At 68.5% G+C, this 13,937-nt stretch carries 1 protein-coding gene; it reads right to left on the bottom strand.

Features of this window, described 5'->3' with window-relative positions:
- Window positions 1-9: 9 nt before the first annotated feature.
- Window positions 10-13,926 carry a filamentous haemagglutinin family protein gene (locus tag A6B37_RS16345; protein ID WP_111826376.1) on the bottom strand — a complete coding sequence of 4,639 codons (13,917 nt, stop codon included), beginning with the start codon at window positions 13,924-13,926 and terminating at the stop codon, window positions 10-12.
- Window positions 13,927-13,937 lie beyond the last annotated feature (11 nt).

Here is a 13,937-nt window from a genome sequence, read left to right as displayed (position 1 = left end):
GCATCGGGCTTACAAGCCCAGACTTCGCAACTCGTCCGGCGTCAGGCTCGACACGTCGCCTTGCGGATGGGAGCCGCGGGCCAGCACCTGGACCATGTGGTTGGGCGTATAGCGCTGCGCCTGCTGCCCGGCCGGAGGCACCGCGCTGGTGGGCTCGGTCGCCGGGGCGCCGCCCGAAAGCGGTTCATTGCCAAAGCCCAGGATCTGCACGCTGATGATCGACGGCAGGGCCTTCTGCGCGGCGGCGCGCGCACCCTGGGCCGCATCGGAGGCGGCCGTGGCCGCGTTCGAGGCCGCCGTGCTCGCGCTGGTGAGCGCGCCGACGTTGACCGCGGCGATCACCGGAATGCCGGTGGCCTCGCCCTGCGTCTGGATATTTTCCGCGTTGACCACGCGCAAGGCGGCCACGTTGACATCGCCGGAGACGCGAATACCCGCTTCGCCCGCGTCGACGGTGCCCAGCGGCGCGATCAGATCGATATCGCCCGGCGGAACCTCGGGGATCGGATTCAGCGTCGCGATACCGGCGCCGGTGCTGGGCGCCGTCGGCGACAGCGCGATGTTGCCGATGCTGTCGTACACGCGGCGCTGCGGGGTGTAGACCATGCTGGTCTTGCTGCCGCGACCGGCGTTGATGTCGCCCTGCGCCGACCAGGCCAGGATGCTGCCGCCAAAGGTCGTGAAGACGCGGCTCTGACCCATCAGGATACTGTCCATCGCATAGATGTTGATATTGCCGTCGCCCTGCGTGATCACGCCCGAACCCGGCCCCGGATTGAAGCCGCCGTCTATGCCGACCAGCGTGCGCCCGCCCGGCGTCATAAGGTTGATGTCGCCGCCGAAGTTGGTGTGGATGCCCGCGTCCAACACGTCATAGAACGACACGTTGTAGCCGGGGCTGCCCATGGCCTCCCACTGCGCCTTGGTGATGTATTTGGCGCCCGCGCGCGGACGTGACTGCCCGATGGGGTTGCTCACGTAGTCAGCGTTGAAGTAGATCGCGCTGCTGAACATGGTGAGGTCGCCTTCATGACTCAACGCCTTGCCCTGCGCGTCCTGCGCGGGGAACAGCGTGGCGATGGCTTCGCGGCCGCGCAGATAGCTGCCGGCGCGCTTGCCCCCGGCCTCGTTGTATTCGCGGCCGGACTCACGCAACTCGGCGTAGTAGACATTGCGCAGATAGGCGCGCTGCTGCTGCGCCGGCAGCGCGTCGAAGAAGGTCCGCGCGTCCATGGTCGCCGCATCGTAATGCAGGGCGAGACCGTTGGCGCCGCCAAAGCGCTCGCTCAACCAGTTCACCAGATGCAGCTGGCTCTCCCGCTGGAACTCGCGCGCCAGCGAACGGCTGCTGGCGGTACGCCCCTCGGCAAGCGCGGCCGCGCGCGCCGCATACAGCTCGGCCTGCTTTTGCGTCAGGAAAGCCTCGGCGCCCGACGCGTCGCCGGTATAGCCAAACTCGTCTTGCAGCCATTGCTCCAGCTTCAGCGAGCCGCCGTAGACCGTCACGACTTTGCCCGGCTGGTCGGCCAGCGGCAGATCCAGCGCTGCCTGATTGGCCGGATTCAGATAGCGCTCGGCAAAGGCGTTCCAGTACACGCCCTCGCCCATGCCGGCCGACACCGAAATACCGGCGCCGCCGCTGCGATCCCCCGACGCGGCGCCGCCGCCGATCGGCCCCAGGCTCTTGATTTCACCCTTGTTGCCCAGGTAGACGTGACGGCCCGCCGACACTTCGAGCAGGCCGGGCCCCATGATGTAGAAGCTGCTGTCACGGACATCGCGGCCGGCCTCCACCACCGATATCTCGTCGGCATAGGCATGCGCGATCAGGTTGCCGCGCGTCGAAGCGTTACCCGCCTTGGCGGCGCCCACGGTGGCGTCTTTCTCGCCCAGCGTGGTGCCGGACCCGACAATATCCCGGCCGGCGCGGATCGACACCGGGATCGACGCCTCATAACGCCCTTGCTCGAAATCCGCCTGAAAACTGGGCAGCACCGCCTGGCCGACGCGCAAGCCGACGATATCGCCCTGCACCGCGTAATAGCGCGCCGGCGCACGCCCCGCGACCGCATCCGCGATGGTCGCGGGGCTGCCAAAGGTGAACAGCGCAGCCGTATTCCGTCGTCCGCCATCGGGGTTCGGCGCGCCGCTGTACCCGATCGTGATCCAGTCGTTGTAGGGCTGCGATTCGGCAGCGGCGTTGGTGACCAACAGGGCGGACCCGCCCCAGGGGCCGCCGCCGGTCTCGGCCAGCTTGCCGACAAACCCGGGGCGGAAGGGGCTGGCCATGGCCAGCGGATCGGCCGTGGAGGCCGAGAGCACATAGCCCGCGCCCAGGATAGAGTCCTGCGCCAGCAATTGCAGTTCGCCCTTGCCGGTGGCGTTGACAAACTGTGCGCCCACCGGCGACGGCGCCAGTACGGTGCCGTGGCCATAGCGCAGGACCGGGCCCTGGATGGCGGCGGTCGCGCCGCTTGCGCTGGCGCCGTAGTACAGGCTGCCGTTGGCCGCAACCGCGCGCAGGATCGACGGATAGAACGAGCCGTCGCCGTTGGCCGACTGATTATGTCCCGCGCTGTCCCAACGCGCGTCTTCACTGCCCGCGATGTCATCCCAGGCCGAGGTCGGCGTAAGATTGCCGCCCGCGCTCAACAGATCGATCGCGGTGGCCGGCGTCCAAAGGGAGAACCAGCTCCAGCCGTCGCCGTCATGCGCCGCGCCCTGGTAGGTGAATGGCGTCGCGCTGAGCTGCATCGTGCGGCCCGGATCGGCCGCGCCGCCCAGCACCAGGTCGCCGCGCGTATCGATACGGACGGCCGAGTCGCCCAGCACCAGGATGGGGCCGCCGGCGGCCACACCGCCCGCGGCCGTATACACGTTGCCCAGGCGCGAGTCCATCTGGTCCCGCCCGCCGCCGTAGTTCACCTTCACGCCGCCGACAGTTCCGGCATGAATCGCCGTGGCGCCGCGCAGGTTGACGAAAGTGCCGTTGAGGTCGTATTCGTTGCGCCGCAATTGCGGGTTGGGGTTGAGCGCCCCGCCCAGGCGCAAGGTAAGATCGCCGCCGCCGGTCTGCACCAGCTCGCCGGCCGGCGTGATGCGGCCGGTGCCGGCCACGGCCAGGTGCAGGCCCTGGCTGCGTGGTGTATGCGCCCGCAGGTTCCAGCTCGAAGCGATGCCGCGCGCATCGATGATGCCGGCGTCGCCGCCCGCTTCCACGGTCAGATTGCCGCCGCCCAGCGTGCCGATGCCGGTAAAGCCCACAAGGAACGGATCGTTGTTGAACAAGCGTGAACCGAACGCGTCGTAGGTGCCTCTGGCATCGCCCGCCACATAGGTGCCGAAGTTGATCCACCACGAAGCCGGCGTGGCTTCGGGCCCGGTTCCGATGCTGCCCGTGCCCTGGCGCCATAACCAGCTGCCCACCGTGACCGTGGGAATCTGCTCGCGCGAGTTCCAGAACTTATAACCCGCAGGATCGCCGTAGTTCTCGTTGCCGCCGATCAGGTCGCCCTTGATATCGCCTTGCGCGCGCAGGAGCACGTTGCCGCCGCGCTCCGGATACCAGGCCGCGTACAGGCTTTGGGCGCCGCCATCGACCAGCGACTCGAAGCCCGCGCCTTCGGCGCGCAATATCGTGCCGTCGCTCAAGCGCCCCCGCGCCCGCTGATAGGCGTCGCCCATCGAGGCCGACGGCGTGCCCGCCGTATAGACGCCGTAAAGCGAGGTCATATTGAAATCGCCCCCGGACACCAGGTCCAGGTCGCCCGCGCCGGTGCGCAGCACGCTGAACAGCTGCTGGCGCGCGGGATGATAGGACGTGACCGTCTCCGGCGGGCCGCCGGCCGACCCGCTGACCATCTCTCCCATGCCGTAGACATTCAATTCATCGGGACTCGAACCGATCAGCCCGAACGCGATCAGCTCGTCGATCTGCGTCTGCGTGACAGGCTGGCCCGATACCGGCGGCGTGCTGAGCGCGACTCCCATCATGTCCATGAAGGCCTGGAACTGGCTCAGGTCGGCCCACGCAAAACCCGGAGCCTTCACATTGACCATCTCTCCCATGCCGTAGACATTCAGTTCGTCGGGAGTCGAACCGATGAGCCCGAACGCCACCAGCTCGTCGATCTGCGCCTGCGTGACGGGCTCGCCCGATACCGGCGGCGAGCTGAGCGCGACCCCCATCATGTCCATGAAGGCCTGGAACTGGCTCAGGTCGCCCCATACGTAAGAGGGCTTGCCGCCGGTGCCCGGGACCTCGGTGACCATGGCGCCCAGGCCGAAATGCGGATCCGCCAGGCGCAGCTGGGCCGTCGTGTTCGCCAGGGTCAGGCGCGTGTCCGCGGCCTGCAGGTCGGCGCCCGCCACCAGGCGCAGATCCCAGGACTGCGAGCCGGCCGGCAGCATCGGCGCCAGTGCAAGATTGCGGCCCTGCGTGCCATCGGCGCCGGTGGGCCGCAAGTTGACCATCTCGACGCCGCCTGGCAGCACCACGTCGGTCTCGGAAGGCACGAGCGCGCCCTTGGCCAGCGCCAGCGGCCGTGACAGCTTCATCGCCACCGGCAGCATGACGCCCTTGGGCCAGATGGTGGCGCCGATCTCCGCCTGCGTGGGCAGGCGGAAGCCCGCGGCCAGCTGCATGCCGGCGTCCAGCGTCAGCGGCGTTTGCACCACCGAGCCGGCGGGGTGAACGACGTTGCCCGAGGCATCCAACACCGCCGAGGCCAGCACCGTGCCGGCGGGCAGCGTCAAGCGCTGCGCCAGCGGCATGGTGACGGGCAGACGCGTTCCCGCAGGAAGCGTCAGGCCGTCGACCGGCAAGTCATAGTTCAGCGTGCGGCCGCTGGCGAATTGCGTGCCCGCATCCAGCGTCGCCATGCCGCCGTGCGGGATGACGAGATCGCCGCCGAAGGGCATGCGGCCGGCGGGCAGGACCCAGCCGTTGTCGTCGTTCGTCACCCCCAGCCGGGTCGTATCGAAGCCATCGGTAATGCTGCCGAACAGCGTCAGATCGCCCTGGGCGCGCAGCACCAGCGCGCCGGCCTCGCCCGAACCGTAGACGCCGGTGCGCTGCGTACCCGGGTTGACGCTGGCATAGCGATAGCCCGAGAGATCGATATCGCCATCCACATGCAGATCCCCATGGGGATTGACCGCCGCGTTGCTGACGATCTCCACGCCGGGGCGCAGGTGGAACTGCTCGGTATAGCCGCGCAGCCCCGCGAGCTTGCCCTGCATCAGCGTGTCGTTGGCCAGGGCGTTGTTGATGAAGGCAATGCTGTCGGCGTGTTTGGCGTCCAGGTAGGCTTGGTCTATGCGTTGATAGCTGCGGCCGTCGACAGAGGCGTCCGTGCCAACCGGCGCATCGTCATAGGAATGGAAGGCGTTGACGGCGATGGACCTGGCTCCGGTAATGACTACCGCGCCCCGGGCGTCGATGTCGACGTCGTTGCCGCTGGCGCCGCCCAGGCGCGGGGCATTCAAGGTCACCGTGCCGTAGTTCGCGCTTGCGCCATCCACGGCAAGGTCCATGCGCACACCGTCGGCCAATGTCAGACGGCCATAGCCCGAGTCGATCTCCACGATGGCGCGGTTGGGCGCCTCGATGACCTGGCCGTAGCTGTCGCGGCGCAATACGCTGGCGCTGGCGTCGAGCACGGCGCCGCCGGCAAGCGTCACGCCCTGGTTGGCGGCGAGGCGGATGCTGCCGGCGCGTTCTCCGCTGGCGTCGATCGTGCCGTTGACCGTCAGGCTGCCGTTATCGACCGAGATGTTGATCTCGCGGGCCTTGAGTTCGCTGCCGATGACAAGATCGCCTTGCTTGAGCTGGAAGCTGCGGCCGCCGAAGACTTCGCCTTCGGTCAGGCGCAAATTCAGGCCGGAGAAATCCGCGATCCGCCCGGCTCGTACGTCGATGTAGCCTGCCGCATATGGCACGGGCGTGCCGCCCGCATCGTAATGGCCGGTGCTGCCGCCGCGCATCGTGCCGTTCAGGTCGGCCGTACCCGCCAGGGCGAGCACCGTCAGCCTGCCCGCACGGTTCTGCTTCGCCGACAGGTCAATGGTCGACCCAGCTTGTTGCACGACACTGCCCTGACGGCTGTCGAGAATGACGTCGCCGCCCCAGCTGTACTTGCTGACGTCAAAGAAATGCAGTTCACGCCCGGCCAGGTCCAGCTGCGCGCCGTCTTCCAGCACCACATCCTGCTGCGCCGATGCGGTGAATTTGCCGCTGGGCAGCAGCACGGCGGTATCCAGCGTCAGGCGCGTGCCGGCATCCAGGCCCAGCGTCGCGCCCAGCGCATTCGCCAGGGTCGCGTTGTCGGCCAGGGGCGATGCCGAACCGGCCGGCGCGGCAACCACGATCGCCCCGCCCGCCTTGATATTGTTGACCGATCCCGCCTGGCCCGTGAGCAACGGCGTGTTGAGACGCAGATTGCCGCCGCTGTAGGTCCAGGCCTTGGCCGCCTCGTCCCAGGCCCCCTGCGATTGATAGACCGACAGCGTGCCCTTATGGTTGGCGGTGATACGCTCGCTGGCGTTGAGGTCGACGCCGGCAAAGCCCAATGCCAGACGCTCATGCGTGCCCACGGTGTCGGGCTGGCTCAGCGGGCCGTAGCCGAACTCGATGGTCCGGGCATCGACCACAAAGCGGCCGCTGCCCGTGCCCGCGCCGCCCGCGATGACATTGCCGGCAGGCGTGGTCGCGCCGTTCCAGACCAGCGTGCCGGTCTCGATGCGGGCCACGTCGCCCGCGCCGCCATGCCCGTAGAAGGCCGGCGCGCCCAGCACCAGGCGCTCGAGCGACGATTTTCCCGTCGCCTTGTCGATGGTGCTGAGGTCCACGCTGCCATAGAAATTGACCGAGTCGCTTGCGGTAAGTATCAGGTTCTCCAGCGCCGGCGCGCCGGTGCTGATGTCGCCCCGCAACAGGCGCGACAGCACGTCCTGGTTCAGCGTGAGGCCGGCAGGCAGGACACCCGCGGCCTTGGCCTGCGCCAGCGTCGCGGTCGTGCCGATGTTGATGCCGCCCACGGCCAGCGTCAGGTTGCGCGTTCCGTAGCGTACCGACTCGCCCAGTTCCAGCGACTTGTTGGTCGCGGCGGTAATGCTGCCTTCCGAATACAGCATGGTATCGCCCGCGCAGCTTGCGCCCGCCGCGCAAGTGCCGATGTGCAGATAGCCCGCCCCGTTCATGCCGTAATCGTCAGCCGTCGGCGAGGTCAGGTTCAGCCAACCGTTGGTGACGGCCAGCACGCCGGCCTGTCCTGGTCGCAGCACATAACCGTCGTTCGAATCCCAGGCCGCCCTGCCCTGTCCCAGCGTATTGATGCCCGCGCCCTGCTCGATGGTCAGGCCTTGTTCCTTGTTGCTCACCACCAGGAAGACGGAGCCGGCTTCCAGCATGGCGCCCCGGCGCAGGATGAGCTCGCCGGTCGTGCCGCTGCCGAGGCCGACCTGCCAGGAATTTTCTGTGGAGAATCCGCTGGCGGTCTGCGTGACAAAGGTGGAGGTCGGCGCGCCGCCGATGCTGATGGTGGCCGCCTTCAAGTTGTTGAGCGTGCTGGCATGAACCGACGTGCCCACAAAGCCTTCGGTGGGCGTGGCGCCGTCGGCCAGAATCTCGATGCGGCTGCCGTTCAGAACCGCGGCGCCGCCTCGCCCGTCCTTGGCGGGGGTGAAGTCCACCGTGCCGGCGGCGACATCCAGCCGGCTGCCCGGCGTGAGGTTCAGCTGCCGCGCGTCGCGCTCGAGCTGCGGGCGCGGCGCGCCGTCGCGCAGCGCCCAATTCTGGCCGAACTGCGCGTAACTCGTCTCGTTGAAGTTCGAGTAGGTGCGCAGCGTGTCGGCCGGCGTCAACACCACCGAGGTGGTCTGCACGTCGGCAATGCCGGTATTGGCGAAACCCAGGCGGGCGGCCGTGGTGTAGGACGCATTGCGCATGCGCCCGCCGCTGCCGAACGCGGCGTTGCCGACGGCCCGGCCATTCAACTCGACGCGGAAAGCGCCAGGCAGCAATGCATAGGTGGACGGCAACAAGGTATAGGTTCCGGCCGCCAGGCCCGGCACGCCGTCGCCGACGGTGATCTGCCGGCCGATCATCGGATCGCCCGCGCCCTTCTCCGCCGCGATGGGCGCGGCGGCAGGCTGCGCGCCGGGCACGATGGCGTAGACCGGGTTGCTGGACAGCGACGGCAGCGTAAAGCCGCTGCCATCCCACTTCACCTGCATCAACGGATTCAGGCGCGCGTCGGTCGACCCGCCGCGCCCCGTCAAGAAGCCCGCGCCGGTCAGCTCGCCGCCGCCGGACAGATCGATCCGCGCGCCGGACTGGACCTCGATACTGTCGGCCGTCAGGCTCACATTGCCCAGCGCGCCGCCCAGGCCGGCATAGAAGGCATCCGCGCTCGCGTAGTTATAGGTCAGGCCGTCGACGGTGCCGCCATAAGGCATGAGCAGGCCCGCCGCGCTCACCGAGGTGATGCTGCCCGGACGCAGGGTGATCGTGCCCGGCGGTTGTTCGCCGCTCGCGGCGATGCCCAGTTCCAGGATACCCAGCGGCGCGCGCAGCACGCCGCTCTGTTCGATATTGGCCGAATACAGGCGCAACGTGCCGAAGGCCGAGTACGGCGTGGGCGGCGCGGCGCCGTCTCCGCTACGTTCGATACGCAGGCTGCGCGCGGCGTCGTAGCGGGTTTCATAGGAGCCCCACTGGTTGAACGCGCCGCGACGCCCGGCGATCACCTCGCCCAGGGCGCCGGTGGCCGGATAGATCTGGCTGGCCGCCAGCAACAGATCGCCCTCGGTCGTCAGGGACGTACGGTCGCCGACCGTATGCTTCAGGAACCGCAGATCGTTCCTGCTGCGCAGTTCCACCAGTTCGAATCCCTGGCGCGACACCAGTGCCTTGTCGCCCTGCATCGAATAGCCATAGGCGCCGAACGCAACCTTGTTGATGACATCCAGCACGCCGGCTTCCACGCGCAGCTGCGTGGCGTCGCCCAGTTCGACCATGCCGCCTTGGGTCGAGGTGGGTGCGTTCAGGGCCGGCATGATGTGCTGGTCCTTGCCCAGACGCGAGGCGCCCGCCAGGCGCACATAGGGCGCGGCCAGCGCGACGCGGCTGCCGGCGGAAGCGCCGTCGGTCAGCGCGAAGGCCGTGGCGGCCAGGTTCAGCCCCTGGCCGAGCGTCAGATCGACGCCGCCTTCCAGCGACAAGACGCCGCTGACCAACAAGGACAGGTTATCGAAACCGCCTGCCTCGATGCGGTCGGCGCCTATGCGGCCATGGCCATAGACCAGCCCGGCATCGGATTGCCCCGGCCGCAGGTCTGCTGCCAGGCCTTCCGGCGTCTGCTCCCGCAGCAATTGAAACTCACGCGGCGCCAGCACGCGGTCTGCCGGTCTGCCCCCGATGCGGTAGTTGGGCGACTCCAGCGCCAGCGACAGCGTGCCGCCGGCCGCGCCCGCGCCGCCCGAGGCGGCCGTCATCTCTCCATCCAGATACAGGCCGTTGAAGCTGGCCAGATGGATCACGCCGCCGTCGGAGGCCACCCGCAACGCGCCCATTCCGTTCATATCCAGCGTCGTCGCCGCACCCGAGGCGTCCAGGCGCGCGCCCTCGCGGATGACGATGAAATTGTCGATGGCGTCGGCCTCGGTGGCGTACGCCCGGTACGCGCCGCCGATCTCGATGCGCCCGCCATCGAGCACCGTGCCGTAACGACGGCCCTGGCTATCCAGCGCGCTTTGAGCCAGGCCCGCGACATCCAGCACCGCCTCGCGCCCGATCCACACCGAGCCGTCATGCCCCTTGAGACGCGTGACGTCCTGCGCGCCGGCGCCCAGGCCGTAGACGCCGATGCGTCCGCCCGCCGCGCGCAGCGTACCGTCGATGGTGATCTGGCCGTTGTTCCGCAAGACGATGCTTTTGCCCGGATCGACCTCGATGCGCGCGCCCTCGGCGATGACGAGCGGCGGCGCATCGGCGTTCTCCAACGTGCTGCGCGCGTTGCCGGCGGCCAGAGTCAGGCTTGCGCCGCCTCGCTGCGTCAGCGCGCCGCGCGTCGGGCTTTCGGTGAACAAAGGCGGCAGCCACATCGCCAGCGCCGCGTGCGGATCGGCGCCGGTGGCGACGCCGCGCGCGGTGGAGAGGTCGGCCTGCAAGACCGGCATGGTCACGCGCAGATCGGCGCCTTTGGCCACGGCCAGGCCATCGCCGCCCGTCACCGCGTAATGCGAGAACCCCTGCTGGAAAAGGCCGGCGTCCAGCAGCAGCAAGGGCTCGACCGCTACCGCGCGCGGCAGGCTCGCGCCCGCGCGGATCAAGGTCCCGGCCGAGAAGGTGACATCCGTGGGCGCGAGATTACCCGCCGGGATCACAACCGGCGTGGGCGCAAGCGGTATGCCATTGGCATGTATCGCGGCATCCACGACATAGTTGGTCGGAAAGTTCGCCGGGTTGACGATCCCTGTGATGACCGTACCCGCAGGCAACGTCGGCGGCACGTACCAGCTGCCGGTATAGCCCGCGACCCTCAGGGACTGGCCGTTCGACAGGTTGACGCTATAGGAGGCGTTTTCGCTGCTGGCCTTGGGCAGGGTCCAATCGGCTCCCACCGTCAGCCAGGTCGACGAATCGCTCGCGATCACTCTTGGCGCGCCGCCCACCGCCTCGCCGGGATTGGCGTGCGTGCGGATGGAGTGGTAGTCCAGGGGCAACACCGCGCCTTCGGCAATGGTGAAATCTTCGCTCGTGACCAGGTCCACCGGCGCGCTCTGGCCTGCCTGCAAGGCGCCGTCGGCGCCAGCCACCAGTCCGCCGATCACGACGGCGCTGCCATTTTGCAGGGTCAGCGTGCCACCGCCTTCGACGCCGTAACCGCGCAATTCGCCTTGCAGCGTCAGCCCTCCCTTGGCGGCGGTGGCCGCCGCGTAGGCATCGGCGGCCAGCGTGATGTCGCCGCCCTTGCCTCCGAGCAGACTGTCATCGCCCAGCAGCGCGGCGCCCGAGGACACATCCAACAGTGCGCGCTTGCCGACGGTGACGTCGCCGCTGCTGCGCGCGACGATGCGACCGCCGTCGATGTACGGCATACCGCCGAGGTTGCCGTCGCCTTGCTGCAGATTGCTCCAGACGCCGCGCGCGTCCAGGGTCACGCCTTCGCCGATCGACACGCGCGCCGTATAGCCCGCCGGCGCCGTCGTCGCCAACGGCAGGTCCTGCCAACCCGAGCTGACGTTGGGGTATTGCTCGACCATGTCGCCCAAGGTGATGACGCCGCCGCGCGCGGTCAGGTCTGCATTGACGTCGACTTGCGTCGCATGCAGCGCGATCTCGCCTCCCGCCGCCACCTTGACCGCGCCGTCGACCTGCACGGCGCCGTTCGCGTAGGCGCGCAACTCGCCCAGTTCCAGACCATTGAGCCAGTCTGCGTTCAGTGTGATGCGCGCAGGGCCGGTTTGCGTCGATGCCGCCTCGGCGTCCTCCGGATCGCGCGGCATGCCCAGCACGATCTCGTCAGCCACCGCCCCCGGCGTATAACGCAGATTGCCCGAGGCCTCGTCATACACCGGCTGCCAGCTGCCCAGGATCAGGCCCGCGCGCCGCGGCGCGGCCGTCTGGCTCTGCTGATAGCCGTCCAGGCGCGACTGCGGCGCGTTGATCTGCCGCACGCCCTGAAAAGCCTTGGCTTCCACATCGCCGTCCAGCGTGGCCTGGCGCGTGCCGATGATCAGGCGGCCCGCGTCGCGGCCCACCGTGTAGCCTTCCTCCCAGCGCTGCGCCTTGGCGATTAAGGGATTGAGGAAGGTGTCCGTGCGCCCCCAGCGCACGCTCTTGCGTTCATAGCCCGTGTACGAGGCGTCCTCGGGAAAGAGCAGATCGCCCGGCGCGCGATCCACGGTATAGAGACGGCCGTCGCCGCCGCGCAGCCAACTCTGGTTGAGATAGCCGCTTTGCACGTCCAGCGAGCCGCCCGAGAGGTTGATGCTCGAGCCCGCTCGCGTCGTCACCCCGCCGCCGGCAAAGTTGACCGTGCCGCCCTGCGCCATCCACTCGCCGATGGTATGGCCGGTGGTGCCCAGGTACCCGCCCACTTCCAGCAGGCCGCCTTGGGTATACCATCGGTCGGTTTCATAGCCGCCCGTACCGGCCGGAACCAGCACCAGGTAACGGCGGTCCACCCACACATTGGTGTTGTTCAGATTGCCGGACTCGCGATTGCCCGAGGCGTCGCGCTGCTCGTTGCCCTGAATGTTGATCTGGACGTTGTTCGAGGCCATCGCCACTTGCACGCCCACGGCGCCCGAGACGTCCACGGCCGCGCCGGCGTGGATCGTGGCGCTGCCTTCGGCGCTCACCGCCACCTGGCCGCCGGTAGCCAGCGTCAGACTGCCGTCGGTGAAATCCACGTTCTGGCCCGAGACGATCTCGATGCGGGACTGGTCCCGGCGGTCGGACTGTTTGGACAGATTATCGAAGGTGCCGCTGATGCCCCGCCGCTGCTGGTCCAGCGTGGCGGACGCTTCGATCAAGGCATTGCGCTGGCCATCGAAGGCGGACTGGCCATCGTCTTCGAGCAGGATGGCGGTAATGGAATCCTTGCCGAGCGTGACCTGGCCTTGCGCGTCGCCCGCGCTATTGAGCAAATGGATGGTGCCGCGCGCGTTGACCGAGGTCGTTGTCAGCGCCACGCCGTTCTGGCGCACGTCGTGGCCGGCAAGGGTGATGTCGCCTTCGCGGGCCTGGATGAGGCCGGTGTTCTGCACCAGGCCGCGCTGAATCGCCGGGTCGATGCGCGCGAGGTCGAGATTGGCGTCGGCCTTGGGCGCGATTTCATTGCCGCGCGTGGTCGAGTAGGTCGTGCCGCCATCGGTGCTGTTGGTGACCAGTCCTTTGCGGATCACGAAACTGTCGCCCGCCGCCAACTGCGTCTGGCCCTTGCGGGTGCGGATGTCGCCGTCATTGCGCACTTCCTGGCCCATCAGCAGCACATAGCCGCCGCCCTGCGTCACGCTGGCGGGCTCATGGGTCTGAATCAATGCGCCCGCCTGCACAGAGACGTTGCCCAGGGCTTCGGTGAACGAGGCCGTGTTGGCGTCGGCGCCGTAGATGCCGCGGCTGAGGAACTGGTCGTTGCTGATCCTGGCCGCCGCCGCCACCAGGTTGCGCGCGTTGACCTGGCTGCTGCCGGTGAAGATCACGCCGTTCTGATTGACCACCATGACCGAGCCATCGGCGCGGATCGAACCCTGGATCTGGCTGGGCTTGGCCGAGGCCCCGACCACGCGGTTGAGCACCGCCCACTCCGACTGCGCGGTTCGCGCGCCGCTGCGGGCGGCCGCGTTGGCGTAAGTCGCCTGATCGAACACCACCTCGGTGTTGCGGCCGATGTTGAAAGTGTCCCAGTCCAGGATCGCCTTGGCCTGGGTCTGCTCGACGGTCACCGTGGTCTTGCCCTGGGCATTGCTGGCCACGGCGCGTTTGTCGGACACCCCGATCCAGGGCAGCGCCTGACCGTTGGCGTCCTTGTCCCACAAGCCGCCCTGCGTCAGGCCGTCGGGGGAGTCGCCGGCCTGCGCCGGGCGATTGCGCTCCTTCTGCCAGGCGGCTGTCTGGCGCGCCTGGGCCTGGGCGATGGCGCCCGCTTCGCCGGCCACGCGATTGAGGTTGTCGACCGAACGGCGCAGTTGCTGCGTCGCCTGGCGGCGCTGTTCGGCCGCCGTCTGCGCGCTCAGGCCCGGCGAGTTCTGGCGCAGGGTGCGCGTCTGCTTGGCGACGTCCGCGCCGACCCACCACGCGCCGGAAGCGTGCGCAACGGATGCGCTGCCCAGCGACAATGCGCTCAGCATGGCCAAGGCCGACAGCGACGCGGCCAGAGGGGTCAAGCGATAGCGAGCGGAAACAGCGGGGTGAGTCATGTGCGACGGTT

It is taken from the genome of Achromobacter sp. HZ01 (assembly GCF_003267925.1).
Taxonomy (GTDB): domain Bacteria; phylum Pseudomonadota; class Gammaproteobacteria; order Burkholderiales; family Burkholderiaceae_B; genus Achromobacter; species Achromobacter pulmonis_A.
The sequence above is the reverse complement of the archived record's forward strand: the minus strand, read 5'-3'. Positions and strand labels throughout refer to the sequence as shown.